Source organism: Nocardia sp. CC227C (genome assembly GCF_030767025.1).
Taxonomy (GTDB): Bacteria; Actinomycetota; Actinomycetes; order Mycobacteriales; family Mycobacteriaceae; genus Nocardia.
This window is the reverse complement of sequence record NZ_JASITE010000014.1, coordinates 13,035-34,157: the sequence shown is the minus strand read 5'-3', so window position 1 is coordinate 34,157 and position 21,123 is coordinate 13,035. Positions and strand designations below refer to the sequence as shown.

23 protein-coding genes and 3 pseudogenes are annotated in these 21,123 nt (G+C 67.9%); 9 read left to right on the top strand and 17 right to left on the bottom strand.

Going from position 1 to position 21,123, the window contains the following annotated elements; genetic code table 11:
- Positions 1-88: 88 nt before the first annotated feature.
- Positions 89-402, bottom strand: a pseudogene (locus tag QMO76_RS25950) (acyl-CoA dehydrogenase family protein); the annotation flags it as partial.
- A 110-nt stretch (positions 403-512) separates the two neighbouring features.
- Entirely contained in the window at positions 513-866 is a 354-nt protein-coding gene (locus tag QMO76_RS25945; RefSeq protein WP_306363945.1) for a nuclear transport factor 2 family protein, read from the bottom strand.
- Between the two features lie 63 nt (positions 867-929).
- On the opposite strand from QMO76_RS25945, the gene QMO76_RS25940 reads away from it, so the two are divergent.
- Together QMO76_RS25940 and QMO76_RS25935 are read left to right on the top strand one after the other, a co-directional pair.
- Positions 930-1,949, top strand: coding sequence for a YafY family protein (locus tag QMO76_RS25940; RefSeq protein WP_306363944.1), 1,020 nt, complete (start codon positions 930-932; stop codon positions 1,947-1,949).
- 27 nt (positions 1,950-1,976) lie between these two features.
- On the top strand, positions 1,977-2,378 hold the full coding sequence (locus tag QMO76_RS25935) for a VOC family protein (RefSeq protein WP_306363943.1): 402 nt from the start codon (positions 1,977-1,979) through the stop codon (positions 2,376-2,378).
- Between the two features lie 324 nt (positions 2,379-2,702).
- Here the strand turns inward: QMO76_RS25935 and QMO76_RS25930 are convergent, their stop codons facing one another.
- Positions 2,703-3,113 carry a RidA family protein gene (locus QMO76_RS25930; protein WP_306363942.1) on the bottom strand — a complete coding sequence of 137 codons (411 nt, stop codon included), beginning with the start codon at positions 3,111-3,113 and terminating at the stop codon, positions 2,703-2,705.
- Positions 3,114-3,447: 334 nt separating this feature from the next.
- On the opposite strand from QMO76_RS25930, the gene QMO76_RS25925 reads away from it, so the two are divergent.
- Positions 3,448-3,933: a T6SS immunity protein Tdi1 domain-containing protein gene (locus QMO76_RS25925; RefSeq protein ID WP_306363941.1), complete on the top strand. Its 486-nt coding sequence runs from the start codon at positions 3,448-3,450 to the stop codon at positions 3,931-3,933.
- Between the two features lie 133 nt (positions 3,934-4,066).
- The gene (locus QMO76_RS25920; RefSeq protein ID WP_306363940.1) at positions 4,067-4,279 is read left to right on the top strand and encodes a hypothetical protein; all 213 of its coding nucleotides are present in this window, start codon (positions 4,067-4,069) and stop codon (positions 4,277-4,279) included.
- Positions 4,280-4,393: 114 nt separating this feature from the next.
- On the opposite strand, the pseudogene QMO76_RS25915 reads toward QMO76_RS25920, so the two are convergent.
- Positions 4,394-4,603: pseudogene (locus QMO76_RS25915) on the bottom strand (IS3 family transposase); the annotation flags it as partial.
- 332 nt (positions 4,604-4,935) lie between these two features.
- Between QMO76_RS25915 and QMO76_RS25910 the strand changes: the two are divergent.
- Complete coding sequence (locus tag QMO76_RS25910) at positions 4,936-6,114, top strand: serine hydrolase (protein ID WP_306363939.1); 1,179 nt, start codon at positions 4,936-4,938, stop codon at positions 6,112-6,114.
- Positions 6,115-6,178: 64 nt separating this feature from the next.
- Here QMO76_RS25910 and QMO76_RS25905 read toward each other — a convergent pair whose 3' ends face one another.
- The 8 genes from QMO76_RS25905 to QMO76_RS25870 form a co-directional block, all read right to left on the bottom strand.
- Positions 6,179-7,159 (bottom strand): hypothetical protein, encoded by a 981-nt coding sequence (locus QMO76_RS25905; RefSeq protein ID WP_306363938.1) that lies wholly within the window; start codon positions 7,157-7,159, stop codon positions 6,179-6,181.
- Positions 7,147-7,437: a hypothetical protein gene (locus QMO76_RS25900; RefSeq protein WP_306363937.1), complete on the bottom strand. Its 291-nt coding sequence runs from the start codon at positions 7,435-7,437 to the stop codon at positions 7,147-7,149. Before QMO76_RS25900 ends, QMO76_RS25905 begins: the two co-directional genes overlap by 13 nt.
- A complete protein-coding gene (locus tag QMO76_RS25895) occupies positions 7,412-7,687 on the bottom strand; it encodes a hypothetical protein (RefSeq protein ID WP_306363936.1) in 276 nt (91 codons plus the stop codon). The genes QMO76_RS25900 and QMO76_RS25895 overlap by 26 nt, the downstream gene beginning before the upstream one ends.
- Positions 7,688-7,694: 7 nt before the next feature.
- Positions 7,695-8,060 carry a hypothetical protein gene (locus tag QMO76_RS25890; RefSeq protein WP_306363935.1) on the bottom strand — a complete coding sequence of 122 codons (366 nt, stop codon included), beginning with the start codon at positions 8,058-8,060 and terminating at the stop codon, positions 7,695-7,697.
- Between the two features lie 35 nt (positions 8,061-8,095).
- On the bottom strand, positions 8,096-8,824 hold the full coding sequence (locus QMO76_RS25885; RefSeq protein ID WP_306363934.1) for a hypothetical protein: 729 nt from the start codon (positions 8,822-8,824) through the stop codon (positions 8,096-8,098).
- Positions 8,825-9,221: 397 nt separating this feature from the next.
- Positions 9,222-9,368: a hypothetical protein gene (locus QMO76_RS25880; protein WP_306363933.1), complete on the bottom strand. Its 147-nt coding sequence runs from the start codon at positions 9,366-9,368 to the stop codon at positions 9,222-9,224.
- Positions 9,369-9,370: 2 nt separating this feature from the next.
- Positions 9,371-9,799 (bottom strand): type II toxin-antitoxin system VapC family toxin, encoded by a 429-nt coding sequence (locus QMO76_RS25875; protein WP_306363932.1) that lies wholly within the window; start codon positions 9,797-9,799, stop codon positions 9,371-9,373.
- Positions 9,800-10,051 carry an Arc family DNA-binding protein gene (locus tag QMO76_RS25870; RefSeq protein WP_306363931.1) on the bottom strand — a complete coding sequence of 84 codons (252 nt, stop codon included), beginning with the start codon at positions 10,049-10,051 and terminating at the stop codon, positions 9,800-9,802.
- A gap of 502 nt (positions 10,052-10,553) precedes the next feature.
- On the opposite strand from QMO76_RS25870, the pseudogene QMO76_RS25865 reads away from it, so the two are divergent.
- Positions 10,554-10,859, top strand: a pseudogene (locus QMO76_RS25865) (DUF1214 domain-containing protein); the annotation flags it as partial.
- Between the two features lie 183 nt (positions 10,860-11,042).
- Positions 11,043-11,186 carry a hypothetical protein gene (locus QMO76_RS25860; protein ID WP_306363930.1) on the top strand — a complete coding sequence of 48 codons (144 nt, stop codon included), beginning with the start codon at positions 11,043-11,045 and terminating at the stop codon, positions 11,184-11,186.
- Positions 11,187-11,239: 53 nt separating this feature from the next.
- Here QMO76_RS25860 and QMO76_RS25855 read toward each other — a convergent pair whose 3' ends face one another.
- From QMO76_RS25855 to QMO76_RS25840, 4 genes are all read right to left on the bottom strand, one after another.
- The gene (locus QMO76_RS25855; protein ID WP_306363929.1) at positions 11,240-12,442 is read right to left on the bottom strand and encodes an XdhC family protein; all 1,203 of its coding nucleotides are present in this window, start codon (positions 12,440-12,442) and stop codon (positions 11,240-11,242) included.
- A 118-nt stretch (positions 12,443-12,560) separates the two neighbouring features.
- Positions 12,561-13,505, bottom strand: coding sequence for a metallophosphoesterase (locus QMO76_RS25850; RefSeq protein ID WP_372342092.1), 945 nt, complete (start codon positions 13,503-13,505; stop codon positions 12,561-12,563).
- A gap of 161 nt (positions 13,506-13,666) precedes the next feature.
- Positions 13,667-16,213 (bottom strand): Ig-like domain repeat protein, encoded by a 2,547-nt coding sequence (locus QMO76_RS25845; protein ID WP_306363927.1) that lies wholly within the window; start codon positions 16,211-16,213, stop codon positions 13,667-13,669.
- A gap of 10 nt (positions 16,214-16,223) precedes the next feature.
- Complete coding sequence (locus QMO76_RS25840) at positions 16,224-17,906, bottom strand: Hsp70 family protein (RefSeq protein ID WP_306363926.1); 1,683 nt, start codon at positions 17,904-17,906, stop codon at positions 16,224-16,226.
- A gap of 50 nt (positions 17,907-17,956) precedes the next feature.
- Here QMO76_RS25840 and grpE point away from each other — a divergent pair, with 50 nt between their 5' ends.
- Both grpE and QMO76_RS25830 read left to right on the top strand, forming a co-directional pair.
- Positions 17,957-18,499, top strand: a complete 543-nt coding sequence (gene grpE / locus QMO76_RS25835) for a nucleotide exchange factor GrpE (protein ID WP_306363925.1) — start codon at positions 17,957-17,959, stop codon at positions 18,497-18,499.
- 59 nt (positions 18,500-18,558) lie between these two features.
- Positions 18,559-19,686, top strand: coding sequence for a Rieske 2Fe-2S domain-containing protein (locus QMO76_RS25830; protein ID WP_306363924.1), 1,128 nt, complete (start codon positions 18,559-18,561; stop codon positions 19,684-19,686).
- Here the strand turns inward: QMO76_RS25830 and QMO76_RS25825 are convergent.
- Complete coding sequence (locus tag QMO76_RS25825) at positions 19,683-21,113, bottom strand: MATE family efflux transporter (protein WP_306363923.1); 1,431 nt, start codon at positions 21,111-21,113, stop codon at positions 19,683-19,685. The genes QMO76_RS25830 and QMO76_RS25825 overlap by 4 nt on opposite strands.
- Positions 21,114-21,123: the final 10 nt, after the last annotated feature.

Here is a 21,123-nt window from a genome sequence, read left to right as displayed (position 1 = left end):
GGGTGGCGCGAATCGCCACCTAGGTGGGCCGGTTCAGCGCGGGGGCCGCAGTACCTTCATGGCGGCGCGCGCGCAGCGGATCATCTAGCTCGGGCGTCGCGGCGCGGCCGATCGCCGACAGTGCCAGGGCGGGCATCACGATGGCCAAACCGATTCCGGCGCAACCCCAGAACAGTTCCTCCATGAACATCGGCAGGGACAGCCCGGTCGGGTCCCCGATGAGATCGCGGTAGAACAGCGGACTGTAGAACCCGCGTGCGGCGGCCTCCTCCAGGACCGGCCACGGGAACTCCCGCACCCGGTCGTAGTGGGCGCCCCCGGTCTGATGTGGTCGCGAGCGAACTCGTGTGCCCGCTCGGCCAGTTCGTGCTGCGCCGCCGTCGGTGTCAGATCGAAGGTCACGATTGGTCGATACCCGGTCCGGTGTCATCGAACCGCGCGTTCGGATCACCGTTCCCGGTCCGGTCGTCGTACGGTGGCGGGCCGGTTCGTACCGGCCCACCACCGTCGCGCTACGCCTCGAGTGCGGGCTGATCGACGGCCCACAGCCAGGAGCCGTCCGGCTGACGCCGGGCGATCTCGACGGTGATCTCGCCGGTGGTGAGCGTGGACGCGGTCAGCGCCAGGTCGCCGCTCACCAGCGCCGCATGCTGCCTCCCCGGGGTGAGCACCGGCGCGACCGCGACGAACTGCTCGTAGACCTTGCGGATCTCCGCGTGTCCGGTGGCGAGGTTGCCGGGCGGGAAGGCCAGTACGGCGTCCGGCTCGTACAGCGCCACCAGTCCGTCGACGTCGCCCGCATTGGCGCGCTCGATGAAGTACTTGCCCAGGTCGTTGGGGTCGGTGGCCTTGTCGTTGTGTGTCATGCCGACAACCCTGCCAACGAAACACGACATCTACTGTCAGGTATTTCCGATAGAGTTCTCGGCATGCGCGCCGACCGCTTGGTCTCGCTGGTGCTGCTGCTGCGCCAGCACGGTCGGCTGTCCGCCACCGTGCTCGCCCGCGAACTCGAGGTATCCACCCGCACCGTGCTGCGCGATATCGAGGCGCTGTCGGCGGCCGGGGTTCCGGTCTACGCCGAACGGGGGCGGCGGGGCGGTTTCGCGCTGCTGCCCGGTTTCCGCACCGAGCTCACCGGACTCAACCACGACGAGGCGCTCGCCCTATTGGTCGCCGGATCACGGCGCGGCGCACTGGCTTTCGGCCTCGGCACGGCGCTGTCCTCGGCCATGCGCAAGGTGGTCGACGCGCTCCCGGAAGGCAATCGAGCCACCGCGACCGGCGCGGCGCAGCGGCTGCTCATCGAACCGGAGACCGATCTGCTCGCGCGCCGCCTGATCGCCGAGGACGTGCCCGACTCGATCGGGGCGGAGGTCCGGCGCGCGGTATTCGCCGGGTACCGGCTGCGCATCCACTACGCCGCCGTGGACCAGGCCCCGATGTGGCGCACGGTGGACCCGATCGGCCTGGTCACCGTGCGCGGTCTGGGTTATCTGCTGGCCATGCGTTCCGGCGAGGAGCGCACCTATCGACTGTCCCGGATCCGGGCCGCCGAGGCACTGCCCGAACCCGCCCGGCGACCGGACCGCGTCGATCTGGGCCGGGCCTGGCAGGAGCGCGCCACGCGATTCCGGACCGGCGGGGAGCAGGTCACCGTGCTGGCACGGGTGCACCCGGCGCAGCGGGCGGAACTGGTGGGCACCGCGCTGACGGTCGGCGCCGAAACCGAGGACCCGGACCGCTGGCTCCGTCTCGAGGTGACCTTCCAGGATGCGAGACACGCCGAATGGGCGCTGTGGCAGCTCGCCACGAACGCGGAAGTCCTTGCGCCGCAATGGCTGCGCACCTCCCTGCGGGACCGGGCCGCCGCGCTCGTGCGCCACTACGAGGCATCCCCCGACCCCGCCCAGCCATCGCCGACCAGCGGCGTGAACGACTGTCCGTAACACTCCCGCGCAGGTACCGTCACCTCCATGGCCTGCCGAATCACCCAACTCCTCATCGACTGCGCCGACCCGCGACGACTGGGCGACTTCTGGTGCGAGGTCCTCGGCTACGTGGAACTCGGCTGGGAAGACGGCGCCCTCGAAATAGGCCCACCCGACACCGGATTCGGCGGCCCCCAACCCACCCTCATGTTCCTCCCCCACCCCGAACCCAAACGCACCAAACTCCGCCTGCACTTCGACCTCAACCCCACCGACCGCGACCAGGACACCGAACTGCAACGCCTCCTCGCCGCCGGCGCCCGCCCGGTCGACATCGGCCAGGGCCCCGACGTCTCCTGGCACGTCCTCGCCGACCCGGAGGGCAACGAATTCTGCCTCCTGCGACGGCGTGTGGAGGCGGTGCGAAGCGCTTCGGGCGCACAGTGATACGGCAGCGATCAGACCGTCACCGGGCCGATGATCTGCCGAAACACTGCCCACCGCGGATCCACCGGCCCGTCCGAAACATCGATCCGCCACGCATCCTCACGCCCAGTTCCCCACAGCAGCAAGGTCCGCCGTCGCATCTCGGCCCGGAAGCGCCCGACTCGCCTACGGCCCGATGGAACCGGACACATTCCTCGGAACCCCGACGCGGTACGTCGATGAGCGGGGCAGCCTGCGATAGGTTCGAGCCGTGTCGATACCTGCGCTGTACCTGCACGGTGGACCGGGTGCACATCGCGCGGGGCTGATCCGGATTGTCCCCGATCAGCCGTTCACCACCGCCGCGACGGCCTCCACCTCGACGAGTTGATCGTCGTAGCCGAGTACGGTGACGCCGAGCAACGTACTCGGTGGGTCATGCGGGGCGAAGGTGTCCCTGACCACCTCCCAGGCCGCCACCAGGTCGGCTTGATTCGAAGAGGCCACATATACACGGGTACTGATCACATCGTCCAGGCAGGCGCCGGCATCGGAAAGTGCGATCCGCAGATTCTCCATGACTTTGCTCGCCTGACCGGCGTAATCACCGACCGCGGCGGTGGAGCCGTCGGACTCGAGCGGGCAGGCTCCGGCCATGAAGATCAAGCGGGCATCGGCAGGAGCTGTTGCTGCGTAAGCGTATTCGGCGGTGTCCGAGAGAGCGCCGGAGCGAATGAGGGAGATATGTTCAGGCATGGGGCCATAATCCCGCAAGCACATTCCGCTGTGCTGAGCGGGGCGAGCTCGACGTCAGCGGACCGGCGGCGAACCGCGCGAGCTTCCGCACGAGGGTGCGCATCACTGACGTTCCCGATTTCGATTGCCCCCCACCCAGCCGTCCACCGCCGCCTGCCTTTCGACGAGTTGGGCGCGTAATCAGGCCAGAGCAGGAGGACCGCTTCCTCGGCGAAGGTGGTTGTCGTAACCGTCGAGGAATCAGGTCGCGCCTCCGACGGCTGTGAACCCGATGAACATGCCTGCGCGCGGCAACTGTCGTAAGAGTTCAGGGCTTACCATAACCCATGCGTGCTTGAATCTCCTTGTGAATCAAGAATGTTTCCGGGTAGTCGGGCCGATCGCCATGGCTACAGCGATGCCGGATCGGACACCGCACTTCCATGGCTTCGACACCGTTGTCGGGTACTCCGACCTGGGACACATCTTCCTCGCCAACCGACGCACGGGAGAGCACGCGGTGCTGCACCCATTCAAGTTCGCGGTTAAGAGCTATGGAGTGTTCGCGGACACTGCAGCGTTTGTGGACGAGGTGCTGCGGGAACCGGTATTCGCCCAGTATGTGCTTCAGCCGGATCATGTCGCGGCGATTCGAGATCTCGAAGGGCCCTTGGGAACCGATCAGGTGTACATCCCGGTGCCGTACCCAATTCTCGGCGGCACCGAGGAGCCGGAGACCTACAAGGCAGGCGATGTGTGGGTGTTCCTCGATCTGGTCGGGCAGGTTCTGGGGGCGGGCGCGAGCAGGACCAAGCGGCGTTGGTGGTCACGTCGCGGGTGAACCGAGCAGTGCCCCCGGACCAGTGGGCCACGGAATCTGGGGCTGGAGCCGAACTGTTGCGTCAATTAGCGTGACCTTCGCTGTCCGGGGGGCAGATGGACGGTTCGAAGGCTCTGAGCAGCAAGGAACTCCGATGAAACGATCGCTCACTACGGCCGCACTGGCCGGTGGCCTGATACTGACCCCACTGGCCACCGCCCAAGCCGCCACCGAACCTGTGGCCCCGGTCGCCGCGTGCGTCGAGTTCCCCATCGGCGCGCCGGGCGGGTGCGATTTCTTCCAGAACATCCTGCAACTGCTGAGCACCGGCTCATCCAGCCTCAGCAGTAGTGCGAAGGCGTCCTGAACCGAAGATCCGCACTCGCCACCCGCGTTTCGGAATCTCCTCCGGCGGCAGAGTTCGACAACAGGCCAGGTTTGCGTGCCGTCGATCTGGCCGCGACAGTTGTCCCTGCCAAGCCGGATCGACCTGCGTGGTGCCGATCTTCTTGCGCCGCACCACACCCTGCCAACCGTTGGCCCGCATCAGCCGTTCCACCGTGCACCGGGCGACCGGGATACCCCGGCGTTGCAGGTGCGCCCACATCTTCGCCGCCCCGTACAGGCACTCTGGTGGGCGTTTGCCGTGCTCGTCGGGCTCGTAGTAGCCGGCCAGGACCTCGGTGACGGTGGTGCCCACCATCGTGAGCCAACTGTTAAGGGGGGTAAACAGCTGCCCCGCACAAGATCCTACAGGCATCCCCTACGAACGATGCAACCAACCAGAAGTATTGTACGAAGGCTGATTCCGGCCGTCCGACCGGAGGGTCAGAAAAGGGTGCCCAACCCGAACGGCGGCGGACCCGAGCTGGTCGCTGGCCGCGGAAGGGCTGTGCCGGGCCTGGTGTTGGTGGCGCGCTGGATGATGGCAAGAGGCTACATGGACCGTCAGCCGGTCGTATAGATACTGTTCGGGCGCGTTGAGGTTTCGGCACGCTGTGACGCTCGTCGAGGAGGTTCGAGGTGTTGGTGGAAGGGTTTGTCGAGCGTGGGTTCGAGAGGGTCCGGGACGGCTTCGCGCACGCGCAGGACGGAGATGCGGGCGGCGCGCAGCTGTGCGTCTACCAGCACGGGCGCGTTGTTGTTGATCTCTGGGCGGGGCAGGACCCGGAATCCGGGAAGACGTGGGACGCGGAGTCGTTGACGGTGCTCATGTCGGTGTCGAAGGGGATGACCGCGACCTGTGTCCACATTCTGGTCGATCGCGGCCTACTCGACCTCGATGCCCCGGTTCGCGAGTACTGGCCGGAGTTCGCGGCGAGCGGAAAGGCCGACATCACGGTCGCCGACATGCTGTCACACCGTGGCGGCCTGTCGAGTTTCGATGCCGAATCCGGCATCGGGGCTTGGGAATTGACGGACTGGTCGGCGTGCGTGGCCGCCCTGGAATCGATGACTCCGCTGTGGCAACCGGGCACTGCGTTTTACTACCATTCCCTCACTTGGGGCTACCTGGCCGGCGAGCTGATCCGCCGAGTCACCGGGAAGAGCGTCGGTGAGTTCCTAGCCGCCGAGGTCTCCGAGCCTCTCGGGCTGAGCCTGTGGATCGGTCTACCGGAAAGCCAGGAATACCGCGTCGTCCCGCAGTTCACCCGCCGACACCTGCCCGGCGTCGCCGACGTGGAAGCGATGCTGAGCCGTATGGGTGTCGATATGACCGCGCGGCTGGTGCGCGCGACCCTTGCAACGGTCGCGGCGCGGGACGAGGGTCTCTCGCTGCTGAATACGCGGGATGGTCACGCAGCGGAGGTGCCGTCCGGCAATGGAATCGGGAACGCGCGCTCGGTGGCGCGGATGTTTGCGGCGACGATCGGTGAGATCGACGGTGTCCGGATACTCACGCCCGAGGCGGTCGAGCGGGCACGGCAGCCACAAACCGAGGGCCTCAGCCACCCAGCACCATTGGGCATGATGCCGCGCGGCAACTACTTTGCCCACGGCTACGAGCTCACTCGCCCTGCCCAACTGCTCGGGGATGGAGCCTTCGGTCAGGTCGGCAATGGCGGGCGAATTGGCTTCGCCCACCCCGAATCCGGTGTCGCAGTCGGCTACACGTGCACCAACATGGTCGGCGACGACACCGGCGGCCCCGATCCGCGCTGGCAGCACTGGTCCGAAGCACTGCGCTCAGCACTCACCTGAGGTAAGCAGAACGTACGCGGGGTTCGGCCATGGTCGAACCCCGCACGGTGTCGCGATACGGTGGTCAGGCGACCGCGGGGGAGCTTCCCGCTCCGCTCTGGTGCAGATGATCGGCCAGTTCTATCTGCAGCCGATAAGCCGTCGCCCCCGACCGCGACGCTGCCCAGCACATCCGCCGTGTAGGGCGGAACTCATCGGACTTATCCAGCACGACATCGGGATTCGCGGCCCGGGCCGCCAACCACCGGTCACCGAAACGCCTCAACAGGTGATAGCGCTCGAACCGATCCCGGAGAATGTGCGAGGCGTAGATTCCGGCGGATATCCCCGCAGCGGCCAATGCCGCCAGCCCGAGCGCGATGGAAACCGTTGCGGCGTTCCGGTGCCAGAAGTTGTCGATCCCCGCACGCTGCAGATAAAGGTTGTAGACCTTGAACACGCAGTAGACCAAGCCCAGCATCTCGCACAGGGCGATGCCGGCCAACGCCCGCGCGAACGGACCGCTACGGACCCACAACAGCTCGCGGACGATGTACACGCAGCCGACGACCAACGCGCTTGCCAACGGCATCAGGAAGGCGAGCCAATAGGCCATGACTGGCCCTGACACCGGAAAATCGTTGCTCATATACGACGTCGGGGTGTTTGCCATAGGTGTGCGCAGGAATGTCGTAATCATCGCCGCGACGATGACGAGCGCAATCCCGAGCTGGGTACGTGGCGTGACGTTGCGGCCGGTGATGTACGAGCTCACGCCCAGGACCGGGATGGCTGCCAGCGCGCCGAATGTCATTCCGGCGAGGGGCATGATGTTGGCGACGCCGGTCGCGCTGCGCAGCACAGGGTTGATGACATCGTCGGTGATTACCGGGACTCGGCACAGTTTCGCCAGCCCGAGAACGAGCAAGAGCTGCGTCAGCGGGTTGGTGAGCCCGGTCGGGGTTCGGAGTCGATTGCCGTGCCGGTTCGTTCGAATTCGGTGTAGTGCCAGCGCGAGTAGCACCGCTGGGATGAGTGCGCCGATAACGATTTTCACGATGTCCATCCGAAGATCGCGGCGGCGCGTTCGAGCATGAGGCGTTGCCTCGGGTTGAGATTCCGGGCCGGGAACAGTGGTTGACTCAGGGCGGCCGCGGCTTCCATCAGCAAGGTCGCGAACCACTCGGCCTGACGCTCCAAAGGCAGATCGAAGTTCGAGCGCAGACATGCCTGCTGATCGAGGAGCCGTTTGATGACGGCCGTTGGGATCGAGGGTGCGGTCCGCTCGAAGTATTGGATCCGCTCTTCGGGTGGGACTTCATGCCCGAGGACGATGTGGCCCAAGTTCGTGCGCAATGATTCCGTCGCGCTCGACCTGGGTGACGCCTGATCGATGCCGGATGAGGTCCTTCTCAGGGAACGGGATCCAGATGCCGGAGTAGTCGATGCTCTCGAATTCGCCTAACCCCTCGACGATCTCGATCGGCCGGTCGCGCTGCAGACTGAGTTCTTCCACGAAACGCTGCATCGACCACGGGCGCCGCAGCGTCAGCTTCGCGATTGCCCGTTCGGCGATGAGACGATCCTCGTCCACACCCTGCCTAACCGAGCGATTCAAGATACCTCTTCAACTCGTGTAATCCGTTGTCACCCACTCGGTCCGAACTCAAACGCAGTGCCACGAACGGAATTCTCTTGTCACGCTGCACGATCAGCAGACTCAGCTGAAGGAACGAGCTGTAGTACTGCTCCGGATAATCGGAAAGGAAGCTCTCCGGCATATCGAAATAGCGAGCCAGCCCGTCAAGCAGATCATCGTCGGTCCTCCCTGCACCGGGCTGCCGCAGGACCTCGATGTCTCGCACCTCAACGCCCCGCCCCAGCGAATCCGAAAGTGCCTGCGCCACAGTCGTCGTACTCACTTCAGCTCCGGCACCGTCGAGAACGGTGGCGAACAGCAGGTTCACCCGCTCCTCCAATGGCACGACTCCGCTGCTTTGACTCAACAACCTTCTCCCTCAATCAAGCTGATCCGGTCCAGCTTAGACCGCCACCGCCTGACGAAACTCTCCGCGAGAACGGGATCCAGATCCGTTGCGTTTCCCGCGAGCCACCTCCGGTACTGCTGGTTCTCCCGCTCGATTCCCGTTGCCGTCGGCGGCGCCGCCAGCAGCGCACCGATGAGCCTCTCTATGTTCCTTGGAACTTCGTTTCCCGGCCCACCGGCCCGCTCGAGTACTTCGGTCGCCTGCGCAGCCGCGAGCCTGCCGACCGCGACACCGAGTTGATCCTTCACCGCCCGAGCAGCCTCCTGAGCTGGCGCGGGAAGATCAGCACGGTCGCAGAGCTGAAAGCAACGGTCCGCGGCAGCGATCAGCGCATCCACGACATCGATATCGAGCTCCACCAGGCGGAAATTCAGCGGATCGCGTTCGCGGCCAGGGCATCTATCGCGACCACCCGCGTCGGGCGCCTGCTCGCCTCGACGCGTTGGATCACCACCATGCAGCGCTCTCGCCGCGCTGCCCTCGGTCCATCGCAGACCGATATCAAGCAACCGCAGCGTCGCAGGGCTCGGTGCCGCCGTGCCCGCCCCCGGATTCTCCACGCGCGCCATGGTCGCAACCGAAGGCCCGCCGGCCCCGCGAACGTCCGGTCGCGACAGCCCGAGCTCCTCACGCCGGTCAGCAACGATCCGACCGAAGCGCTGCTGCAGATCCCGTGTCACCACAGGCCGAACCCTATGCGACCCACGTTCGATGATCTCCTCCGACCTTGAATCCAAGCTATGACACCACAGAACGCTCACACCACTCTCGCAATGAGTTCATGGCGATCGAATACATATCATATGAGAACTCATGATAGGTTCATGCAGCCTCAGAGCAGCGAGTAGCAACCAAGAGGGTGCACTGCCGCGCGACCGAGGCAGAGGAAACGGGTCGCTCGCCGACTACGCACGACCACAGGCTCTCCGAGCCGGCGTTGTCCCAGCATATCCCGGTGGCACCGGCCGCCCGGTCCCCCTCGCGTGAGCTGACTTTTCCGACTCCGCAGTTGGCACCCGCTCTACCCGCGCGGGGACCGGGCGGTCGCGCCGCCAGCGCGCGGCCAGGTGACCTAGGCCGTCACCGAACCGACTGCGCGAGTACGCGCGCCACCTCCGGCAGGCCCGCCGCGCGCAACCGCTCGATGGGTTCGGTATCGGTCAAGGTGTCGTCGGTCAGTGCAGCCTCGATCTCGGCCAGCTTCGTCGTGCCGATTGCGGTACGCATGATCAGGGGGTCTCCGCCTGCCAGGGGTTGATGGTGGGCACGTCGGCGGCCTCGTAGGGCGAGGTGTCGCGGGTGGCGACGGTGAAGCCCGCGGCGGCGGCCGTGGCGGCAATCATGCCGTCGGCGAGGGCGATGGCGCGCCCGGATGCGCGGGCGGCCGACATGAGCTGCGCGTATTCGGTGGTGGCGGCGAGGTCGCAGGGCAGGATACGGCCCTCGAACAGCGGTAGCGTGTGCTTTTCCAGCCGCTCGATGAGTGTTTCGCGGCGGCGGCCAGCGGGCAGGATGGCCAGGCCGTAGCGCAGTTCGCCGACGGTGACGGCGGTCAGGTAGAGGGTTTCGAAGTTCTGGGCGTCGAACCAGGCGAGTACGCGCGGGTCCGGGGTGGGGCCCATGGGTTCGCTGATGACGTTGGTGTCCAGGATGATCACTTAGGCGAACTCCATGGGTTCGTGGGGGGTGCGGTCGCGGTTGTCGAGGGCGGCGTGCTCTTCCTCGGTCAGGGGGTCCTGTCCCCAGACCTGGGCCAGATAGGTGCCGAGCTTGATCCGGTCGGGCGGTTGCACGGCCTCGGTGAGGATGGCGCGGATCTCGGCCTCGGCGCTGCGGCCGTGCGCGGCCGCGCGCTGACGGATCGCGCGGTGTACCTCGTCGCTGAGATTGCGGACTACGACACTCTTCATGTGATATCAACTCCTAGACTCGATATCAACGATATCAGAAATTGGAGGCGATATCGCCGGACTGTTCGGCCGCCTACAAGGACGCTTATAGACGGCCAGCCATATGGGACACAGTGGATATATGGGGTGATAGGTGCGCCGTAGATTGGCACAGGCGGTCCGTTCCCGCTCGGCTGCGCCGGGAAGACTTCGATCATGAACACCGACGAACTACCCCACGACGTAAGCAGGGTCGTGGTCTACCTAGCCCGGAACGCCAAGCTGTCTGGCTATCTCGAGCACCGGCTCATCCAGCCTCAGCAGTAGCGCGAAGGCGTCCTGAACCGAAGATCCGCACTCGCCACCCGCGTTTCGGAATCTCCTCCGGCGGCAGAGTTCGACAACAGGCCAGGTTTGCGTGCCGTCGATCTGGCCGCGACAGTTGTCCCTGATCAGGTTGGTGTTCTTCTCGCCGGAAGGACCGCGCCGCCCGCGCCGTCGTCGCCTACGCCGGTCCTCCGAGCACTCCTATGTGCTGCACTTCGACGCCGACCAACTCCCGCCCGTCCAAGGCTTCTGGTCGCTCACCATGTACGACGAACAAGGATTCTTCGTCGACAATCCGGACAACCGCTACGCCGTGCGGGGCGAGCGGCCGACCAAGAATCCCGACGGGTCGGTCGACATCTATATTCAGCGCGAAAACCCCGGCGCGGACAAGGAACCCAACTGGCTGCCCACCCCCGCGGCCGGAGATTTCACTATGCTGCTGCGGCTCTACTGGCCCGATCAGGGGATTATCGACGGTAGCTGGAACCCGCCCGCCGTCACACGCAGCCGACGCACGGAACCGACCGTCCGGCAGCGTAATTCAGCTGCCGGACGCCGTTGCGGAGGGCAGGCCCGCCCCTCCCCTGCCCCATCGATGACCGGGTACTGCCACGAACGAGTCCGCCTGTGGCACTGAGTAATCCGCACTTTCTATGCTGGAAGCCGGTCAAGGGGGCATCCAGTGAAGCGGCTTCTCTTCCTCATCCTCGCGATTCTCCTGGTGGCGTCGATGCTCGACTACACCACGGCATCGGGTAACTATCCTCTGGTAGTGGCGGCCGGATTCGTCGCCGCCCTGCTGCTCGTCAACCGAGCGATCGGCTAGCGCCGACCTCCGCGCCGATGACTTCCATCCCGGCTTTGGCGAAAGATGCTGCCTCAGTAATGGATCGGGCCGTCCAGGGCGGCCAGCGGGCGGCCCGAGGCGCCACCGGTCTCGGCGATGATCTGAGCGGCGATGGAGATGGCGGTTTCCTCCGGAGTGCGAGCGTTGAGATCGAGACCGAGCGGACTGTGGAGGCTGCGCAGGTGATCCGTGGTGAGACCCGCCTCGATGAGACGGGTGCGACGGTTGTGGTGCGTCCGGCGGGAGCCGAGCGCTCCGACGAAGGCGAGAGTGGGGATGGTGAGCGCCTCGGCGAGCAGGGGGACATCGAACTTGGGGTCGTGGGTGAGAACGCAGACCACGGTGCGGGGGTCGAGTCGGCCGGCCTCGCGTTCCCGGCGCAGGTAGCGGTGCGGCCAGTCCACGACCACCTCGTGGGCGGCGGGGAAACGAGCCGGGGTGGTGAAGGTTTCGCGGGCATCGACGACGGTGACGCGGTAGCCGAGTTGGGCGGCGGTACGGCTGAGGGCGCGGACGAAATCATTGGCTCCGGCCAGGATCATGCGAGCGGGCGGACCGAAACTCTGCACGAAGGCGCGCGCCGGGTAGGCGGAGCCCTCGCATTCGTCGGAGCCGATCGCACCGGTGCGCCCCGCCCTGGCCATGCCGACGGCGTCACGGGACAGGACCGGGGCTTCTCCGGACGCGGCCGGGGCCTCTCGGGACGGGGCCGGGGCACCCCGGGCCGGACGGTTTCGGGGTGGGGCGTTACGGGACGGCGCGTCACCGGGCAGGGCGTCACGGGACAACGCGGCTCGGGGTGGGGCACCGGTCCGGCCGGGGTGGAGCAGCTGCCAGGACGGGCTGGCGTGCACACTGGTCACCAGGGCGACCGGGTGACCAGCACAGATGTCGCGGTACAGGGCCTCGAGCAGCGGCAGATGCGCGGCGTCGACCCGCTCGACGAGAATCTCCATCTCGCCGCCGCAGGTCAGCCCGACGGCGATACCGTCGGGGTCGGCCACGCCGAAGCGTTCGAGAACGGCGTCCGCGCCGCGCAGGACGGTGGCCGCCGAGTCCACCACGGCCGATTCGACGCAGCCGCCGGACAGGGAACCGATGACCTCACCCGACGGGGTGACCAGCATGGCAGCACCCACCTCGCGAGGTCCCGCGCCGGTGACGTCGATAACGCGTGCGAGCGCGACCGGTCCGCGACGGACCCGGTCGAGCAGTTGCGGCAGCAGCTCGCGCACTCCCCCATCATCACAGCGAGGCGGTCGGTATGCACGCCGCAGCACGGATGTGGCGAATATTCAGCTATCGGAATAGCTGTGCCATCCGCAAGCCTTCAACCAGCGAAATCCCGTTCCCTCAGGCCAGTCCGCGCCGCTTGTCGGCCTGCGCCCGCATCTCCGCCGCCATCTTCTCCATCTCGGGAGTGATCTTGAAGTGCCCGCCCCAGGCATTCAGGTCGTCCGGGCCGTACTGCGGCGTCGGCAGGATCTGGCGCAGCAGCTTGTCCGGCAGTCCGCGCCGCTGCCACTCGCGCGGATAGCCCAGCGACACCTCCTCGTGGCGGACGCCCTCGTGGAAGGTGGTGCGCGGAATATGCAGGTGACCGTAGACCGAGCACACCACGTTGTAGCGGATATGCCAGTCCTCGGTCAGCTCGGTGCCGCACCAGAGCGCGAACTCCGGGTAGAACAGCATCCTGGTGGGGTCGCGCAGCAGCGGGAAATGATTGATGAGCACCAGCGGAGTGTCGGGGGCGAGAGCGTCCAGGCGGCGCTGGGTGTACTGGACGCGGGCGTGACACCAGGCGTCGCGGGTGGCGTACGGCTGCGGCGAGAGCAGGAACTCGTCGGTGGCGACCACATTGCGGTCCCGGGCGATGGACAGGCCCTGCGCCTTGGTGAGCGCGCCCTCGGGCATCCACGAATAGTCGTAGAGGACGAACAGCGGAGCGAGGGTGACCGCGCCGCCGTACTCCTCCGCGCCCGCACCGGTCCAGACCGGGAACGGATCCTCGGGGGTGAGCACATCCAGATCCCGGCACAGCGAGACCAGGTAGTCGTAACGGGCCGCACCGTGGATCTGTACGGGATCCTTTGCGGTGGTCCACAATTCGTGGTTGCCGGGAACCCAGATCACCTTGGCGAAGCGGCCGCGCAGGGTCTCCAGCGCCCAGCGGATGTCGTCGGTCTTCTCACCCACGTCACCGGCCAGGATCAGCCAGTCCTCGGGCGAGTCCGGCCGGATCCGCTCCACCACCGGCTTGTTGCCCTGGTGACCGACATGAATGTCGCTCACCGCCATCAGCTTCGGATTCACCCAGCTCCGCCTCTCTGCTCGCGACCACGCGCCGCGCACACTCTCTGCGGCAACAGCGGCGGCCCCCACCAGATTCCCATGCGCGGTCCCACGCCGTTCAACCCGCCCACGGCTGTGCTGATCAATACGCCCACGAAGGTGCGGGCTCACGGCTCCCAGCGGATCCGGGCGGACGGCGCGAACCCGACCGCCACCGTGAGCATTCCATTGGACTCCCGACGGGTGGAGGCGATGGCGATATGGCAGGGCCGCGGGATACCGGCGGGCAGGTGGACACCGCCGTCGATCTGGTAGCGGGTGTTGGTCACCTTCCAGGCGCGGGCGTCGGGATCGTCGGGAGCGACCGGTGGCGCATCGGTACGGACGACGACCATGACCTCGGTGACGCCGAGCGGCCAGTCGAAGGTCAGCAGGCCGCCCCGGATCGCGAGAGCGGCCACGACCGGAATGCCGCTGGGAGCGGGGGTGGCGGGGTCGTCGGCACCGGCGAACCCAGCGGGCGCGGCCGAACCCGACGCGGCGGCCGGGACCGCTGTGCCGCTCGCATCAGCGGGGGCACTCGCATCCATCGCGCCACCCGAGCCAGCCGCACTCCCAGCGGCAGCGGCCGTGGCGGCATTCGCGCGGGCGGCGCGGCGGTCCGGGCGGGTGATGTCGATGCGGCCGGAGGGCAACGGGCTGGCGGTCGGCGGCGGGGTGGCGGTCGGCGGCGGGGCGCTCGGAGTGTCGGTGCGGCTCATTTCCGAGGTGCGGCCGGACAGCGAGGCGACCACGCCGTAGACCGGGAGCGGGCCGTCGGGTGCGCCGCCGTCCTCCAGTTCGGTGATGCGGGTACGGCCGACCACGCGCCAGGAGTCGTCGGGTTGGAGACGGGTGACACGGTATTCGACATCCGCCGTAGTTGAGGGAGCCCAGGTGAGGGTCACGGTGCCATCGGGTCGACGGGCGGCCGTGAGCGCGCCGGGCGGGTCGATGGGGACCGCGGCGAGAGCGGCACGGGCGCCGGTGTGGTCGGCGCACAGCTCGAGGACGGCGCGCATGGCCCGCATGCGGGTGTCCAGGGGGCCGGTGGGGGCGGCGGCGAGCAGACGATCCGCCTCGGCGATGGCGGCGCGGGCCTCGGCGAGGAGCCGCGAGAGATCCTGGCCGCCTTGTGGATCGGGGACGTCGGAGGCGTGGCGTTCCAGGTATCGCAGGTGGTCGAGCGCCTCGACATAGCGTTTGCCCGCGCAGCCGACGATGGCGGAACGCCAGCGGACCACGGCCTCGGCGAGAACCCGATCCACCTCCTCGGCGACGGGGCGCACCGATGTCATACCGGTGCCGTCGGCGCCGACCGCGCGACGTGCCTGCTCCACATGGTGAGCGGCCTTGCGCGGGTGTCCGGCGCGCAGCGCGGCTCGCGCGGCCTTCAGGGGTTCCTCCCAGGCACGCGGACGCGGACTCGCGTGGGAGCCACTGCCGCCGTGCGCGCTTCCTCCGCGCGCGCGGTCGCGCTCGGAACGAGGCGTCGAACTGCCCTGCGCCCCAACAGGTTCGGCACCGCGCGCCGGACTCTCCCACCCGGAACCTCCGGGCGACGCACCGTGGGCCGAACCACCGTGGGCCCCGTCCCGAGGCGACGGCTCGTGGGTCGCGCCACCCGGTTGGGCATCGCGGCCGGAGGGCACTCGGGCCGGGCCGCCGGGTCCCGCACCGGGCGAGGAGCCCGTGACGCCCGCCACGGTCGATCCCAGCTCGGTCGCGAGCCCGATCACCACCTGTTGCGCGGTCGAGTGGTCCAGTCCGCCCGCGATGGCCTCGTGCACCAGGAAGTCGTAATCCGCCTCCACCAGTTGATCTTCCACCAGGACGGCGGCGCGGACCTGGGGGCGCAGTTGGTCGGCGACATCGGCGGCGATGGCGCGCAGATACTCGTCGACGGTGCGGCCGCCGGGTTCGAGGAGGTCCTGGACGTGTACCAGCAGTTCGTCCAGTACAACGCGGACGCGGCCGGGGGGCAGTTCGCGAGTGCGGGCGCGCAGTGCTTCGGCGCGCAGCCGGATCTCGGCGGTCTCGTGAGCGCGGCCGTAGTCCAGACCGAGCAGGACGAGCAGGGTCGGCACGGGGTCCCCGGGGAGCAGGCGTTCGTATTCGGTGAGCAGTTGGCGGATCTGCTGTCGCCGCTGCGCGGTCACCTCGGTCGTGGGCGGTGGTGCGGCGGTGGGGGTTTCGTCGAGAATCCGGTGTCGGCGCAGGCGGGCGGCGATCTCGTCGGCGTCGAGCCCGCTGAGCTTGCCGATATCCTCGAGACCGGGCAGCTTCGCGGCGGGAATACCGCCGTGCCGGTTGATCATTCGCTCGATGGCGGTATCGAGCATCTCGTAGCGCTCACCCTCGCGCCGCGCCCGCAGCTGCCGCACCCGATCGGCCTCGACCCGCCGCGAGGCCGCCGACAACAAGGGGTACGAGAGTTCTTCGTGGCCGTCCACCAGCAGTCCGACCAGCACCCGGTACTTCGGATGGTCGCGCTGCTTCTGCCAGAAGCCCCACACCTCCTCCATCCGCGCCGCCACCGCGGCGTCGGTGAGCGTGGTCGCCTCGTCGAGCGGAATGTCGTAGAGCTCGAAGGCATCCGAATGCTCCGGGCCGCCGCGGCGTTCCACGGCGGCGAGCACGCGTTTGCGATAGTCGTTGGGGCTGAAGGGCTGCATCTGTTCTCGCCTAGGCGGAGCGGCGGCGGGTGCGCTGCAACTGGTCCAGTTCGCGCGCCACATCCGCCTGCGACAGGGTCGCGCCGGTCTGCACCGACAGGGTCAGCGGCATGCGCGCCTCCACGTGATAGGCGGTGACGTGCAGTACCCCGTCGAACCCCATCTCGAAGGTGACCTGCACTTCGCTGCCCGCCGAATAGCCGGGCGGGATATTGCGAATATGGCCCGCCACCAAGACCTTCGCATCATCGGGCCGGGTGGAGGCGGCTTGGCCCTGCTGCTCGACGATGGTGAGTTCGATCTGATCCTGATCGGCGCGCACGGTGCCGTAGGAGCGGCGCACCCGGATGGGCAGGGTCTGATTCCGGTGCACCAGCCAACTGGCGGCCAGGCCGCTGTAGGGGTCCAGCGCCAGCACCCCGAATCCGCGCGACACCACGGTGTCCACCCGGATCTCCAGCATGCGGCGCACCAGGCCCACCGGCTGGCCGAAGGAGTCGGCCACCCGGGCGATGGACTGGTCCAGGTCGGTCGGGGACGCCTCGCGCAGTTCCGCACCGTCGCGCAGCCGCCCGCGGGTCACCAGATCGGCGACCACCAGGCGTTCCATCTCCAGCTTCTCGCCGTACAGGGCCGCGCCGCGCGCCACCGACAGGTCCGGGTCGCGAAGTTCGCCCACCAAGCCCAGTTCGCGCCGCAATTCCCGCGCCACCATGGGCATGCGGGACGAACCGCCGACCAGCAGCACCCGGTCCACCGCGTGCACGCCGCGCTGTCCGGCGGCGGCCAGGCACGCCTTGGTGAGGTCGAGGGTGCGGCGCATGAGCGAGGCGGTCATGGCCTCCATCTCGGCGCGGGTGAGTGTGACGACCGCGCGAACGCCGTCGTGGGCGATCACCACCTCGGTGCTCTCGGCCTCGCTCAGTTCATGTTTGGCGCGTTCGGCGGCGAGCACCAGCATCTGCGATCCGGCCGAATCGTCCAGCGGATCCTCGGCGTCCGGATGCTCCGCGCAGAACCGCTGCGACAGGTGCAGCGCGATGCGCTCGTCCCAGTCCGCGCCGCCCAGTTGGTGATCGCCCTCCACGGCGAGGACGGAGATGCGCCGGTCGGCCAGTTCGATGACGGTGGCGTCGAAGGTGCCGCCGCCGAGGTCGTAGACGAGGACCGTTTCCCGGGTGTCGCCCTTGCCGATGTCGAGGCTGCCGTCGAGCCGCCCGAAACCGTAGGACAGCGCGGCCGCGATGGGTTCGGAGAGCACGCCCGCCACATCGAATCCGGCGTAGCTACCGGCCTGCATGGTGGCGCGGCGCTCCTCGTCACCGAAGTACGCGGGCACCGTGATCACCACCCGCCGCACCGGCTGCGCTCCCGCGAACTCCGCGTCGGCGGCGAGGCTCCCGAGGATGAGCGAGGACACCGCGGGCGCGGACCACGCCTGCCCGTGCGCCATGAACCGCCAGTCCGCATCACCCATCCGGCGCTTCACCAGGGCGCACACGTGCTCCGGATCCAGTCGCGCCTGCCGTCGCGCGCCCTCGCCGACCACGTGGTCGTGCGCGGAGGCGAACAGCACCACCGAGGGGACCGTCGGTTCACCGTTCAACCCAACCAGAACCTCTGGGCGACCATCCGCGTCGATGCGCGCGATAGCGGAATTCGTCGTGCCCAGGTCTATGCCGAAGACCCCCATGGCTGGCGATCGTAGCAGCCGAAATCCGACGGCGGCGATACAGTTTGCCGGTGACCGAATCCGCCGCAGCCGCCGGACAATCCGAGACCAACGATACGGCCGGGACCGGACCCGCTCCGCGGGTGTCCGCGCCGGTGACCGACCATCTCGCCGAGCGGGTGCTCGAGCGCGTGGACGATCTCGCCCGGGTGATCGCCCGGCAGGCGGGCACCATCGAGCGATTGGTCGACGAGGCCAAGGCCCGGGCGCAGCGGGAGCGCGCCGGGGCGGATCTGCCGCTGGTGGTGGAGCTGTTCTCGCTCTACGGCGACGCCCGGACGCTCGCGGACACGGCGGGATCCGATACCGAGCGCGCCGCGTTCGAGACCTTCGCGGGGCGGGTGGAGCGCCTGCTCACCGGGCGCGGTGGGCGGCTCGTGGAGCCGGCACCCGGGGCCGCCTTCGATGCGCTGACCATGGAGGCCGCCGAGGTGACCGCCACCGACGATCCGGAGGCCGACCGCACGGTCGACGCGGTGGTGCAGCCGGGACTGCTGGTGGCGGAGCGGTCGGTGCGTCCGGCGCGGGTGGTGGTGCGTCGGCACCGCCCCTGAGCGGCACCACAAAACTAGAACAGGTTGCAATTTTGGGCCGAGGCGCTTAACCTCGGCACATGGCGCACACTCGAAGCCAGACCTATCGGTCCATCGATGTGGGGCAGCCGATGACCCGCTACGCGCGCGGATGGCACTGCCTCGGACTGGCGGAGACCTTCCGCGACGGGCAACCCCACGCAATCCAGGCCTTCGGCGGAAAGCTCGTCGTGTGGGCCGACAGCCACGACGAACTGCACGTGCTGGACGGCTACTGCCGCCATATGGGCGCGGACCTGTCCTACGGCAGCATCAAGGGCGACGATATCGCCTGCCCGTTCCACGACTGGCGCTGGCGCGGCGACGGACGCTGTGCCGCAATCCCTTACGCGCGCCGGGTGCCGCCGCTGGCGCGCACGCGGTCGTGGATCACCTGTGAGGAGAACGGCCAGCTGTTCGTGTGGAACGACCCGGAGGGCAATCCCCCGCCGCCCGAGGTCGCCATTCCGCACATCGAGGGCATCGAGACCGACCTGTGGAGCGACTGGAGCTGGAACTCCATGCTCATCGAGGGCTCGCACTGCCGCGAAATCGTGGACAACAACGTGGATATGGCGCACTTCTTCTATATCCACTTCGCGTATCCGGTGTACTTCAAGAACGTCTTCGAAGGACATGTGGCGACGCAGTATCTGCGATCCAAGGGTCGGCCCGATACGGCCACCGGGTCGAATTATTCACAGATGGCGCTATTGCGTTCGGAGGCTTCGTATTACGGGCCCTCGTACATGATCAACTACCTGCACAACGACTTCGAGGACTACACCGTCGAGGCCGTGCTGATCAACTGCCACTACCCGGTGACCCAGGACTCGTTCATCCTCCAGTACGGGGTGAGCGTGCAGCGGATACCCGGACTGCCGCCGGAGAAGGCCGACAAGCTGGCCAAGGCGTTCGCCAAGAGCTTCGGCGTCGGCTTCCTCCAGGACGTGGAGATCTGGAAGCACAAGACCCGCATCGACAATCCGCTGCTCACCCAGGAGGACGGGCCGGTGTACCAGCACCGCCGCTGGTACGAGCAGTTCTACGTGGATGTCGCCGATGTGACGCCGGAGATGACGCAGCGCTTCGAATTCGAGGTCGACACCGCGCACGCCAACCGGGCCTGGCAGGCCGAGGTGGCCGCCAACCTGGAACAGCGGGATTAGGCGAGGCGGCGCGGCAGCTCCGCGCCCGTGCGCGCCCATTGTCCCGACAGCGTCCGCCACGACACCGCGATCAGGCGCAGCACCATGAAAGCGACCAGGCCCCACCAGATTCCGGCGATCCCCCAGTCGTAGGCGAGCGAGAGCCAGATGACCGGCAGGAACCCGAGCAGGGCCGAACCGAGGGTGGCATTGCGCAGGAAGGCGGCGTCACCCGCGCCGAGCAGCACACCGTCCAACGCGAAGACGACGCCCGCGATGGGGATGATGGCGACGAAGAACCACCACACCACGTGGGTGCGGTCCAGCACTCCGGCGTCGTCGGTGAACAGCAGCGGAATCACGATGTGCCCCAAGGCGAAAACCACCGCCAGCGCCACCGCGAAGATCGTGGACCAGCCGGTGATCCGGCGCGCGAGTCCCTGTGCGCCCCGGACGTCGTTCGCGCCCAGCGCCGCACCCACCAGCGTCTGCGCCGCGATGGCCAGCGAGTCCAGGGTCAGGGCCAGGAAATTCCACAGTTGCAGGACCAGTTGGTGGGCGGCCACCGAGGCAGCGCCGAAGCGGGCCGCCACCGCCGCCGCGGAAACGAAACAGGCTTGGAAGGCCAGGCTGCGGGCAATGAGGTCGCGGCCCAGCACCAGTTGCGCCTTCATGATGTCGGGTCGCGGAGCCAGCGGCACCCGGGCGCGGAACAGCGCACGCACGAACAGCCCGCCGGTCACACACTGCCCGATGAGATTGGCGACGGCCGAACCCGCCAGCTCCAGGCGCGGCGCGCCCAGCAGCCCGTGCACCAGCACCGGGCACACCACGGCCGACAGCGCCAGTCCCGCAACCACATACAGCAGCGGACGCCGCGTCTGCTGCACGCCGCGCATCCACCCGTTCCCGGCCATCGACAGCAGAATCAGCGGCACCCCGAACAGGGCGATGCGCAACCACGGCAGCGCCTCGTCGGCGATCTCGGAACCACCCGCGATGGCCCGGGTCACCGGCCCCGCCAACGCCTGCACGACAACGACGATCGCCAGCCCCACCCCGACCGCTATCCAACTCGCCTGCACCCCCTCCCCCACGGCCCCGCGCTCATCCCCGGCCCCGTGCCGCCGCGCCGCCCGCGCCGTGGTGCCGTAACTCAAGAACGTCAACTGCGCCGACACCTGCACCAGAATCAATCCCCCGACCGCCAGCCCGGCCAGCGCCAACGCCCCGAGCCGACCCACGACGGCCATATCGAACAGCAGGTAGAGCGGTTCGGCCACCAGCACGCCGAGCGTGGGCACGGCAATCCGGAGAATCCGGCGCGGGCCCGCGTCAGCCGCATCCGCGCCCCGGCCGGGATGCGGGGAGGTCACCGTGGCCGCGTCACCCCGCGCCGCCACCTCCGACTCCCCGGCCTCGACCACTTCACCATCACCCTCGCGCATTCGATCACGA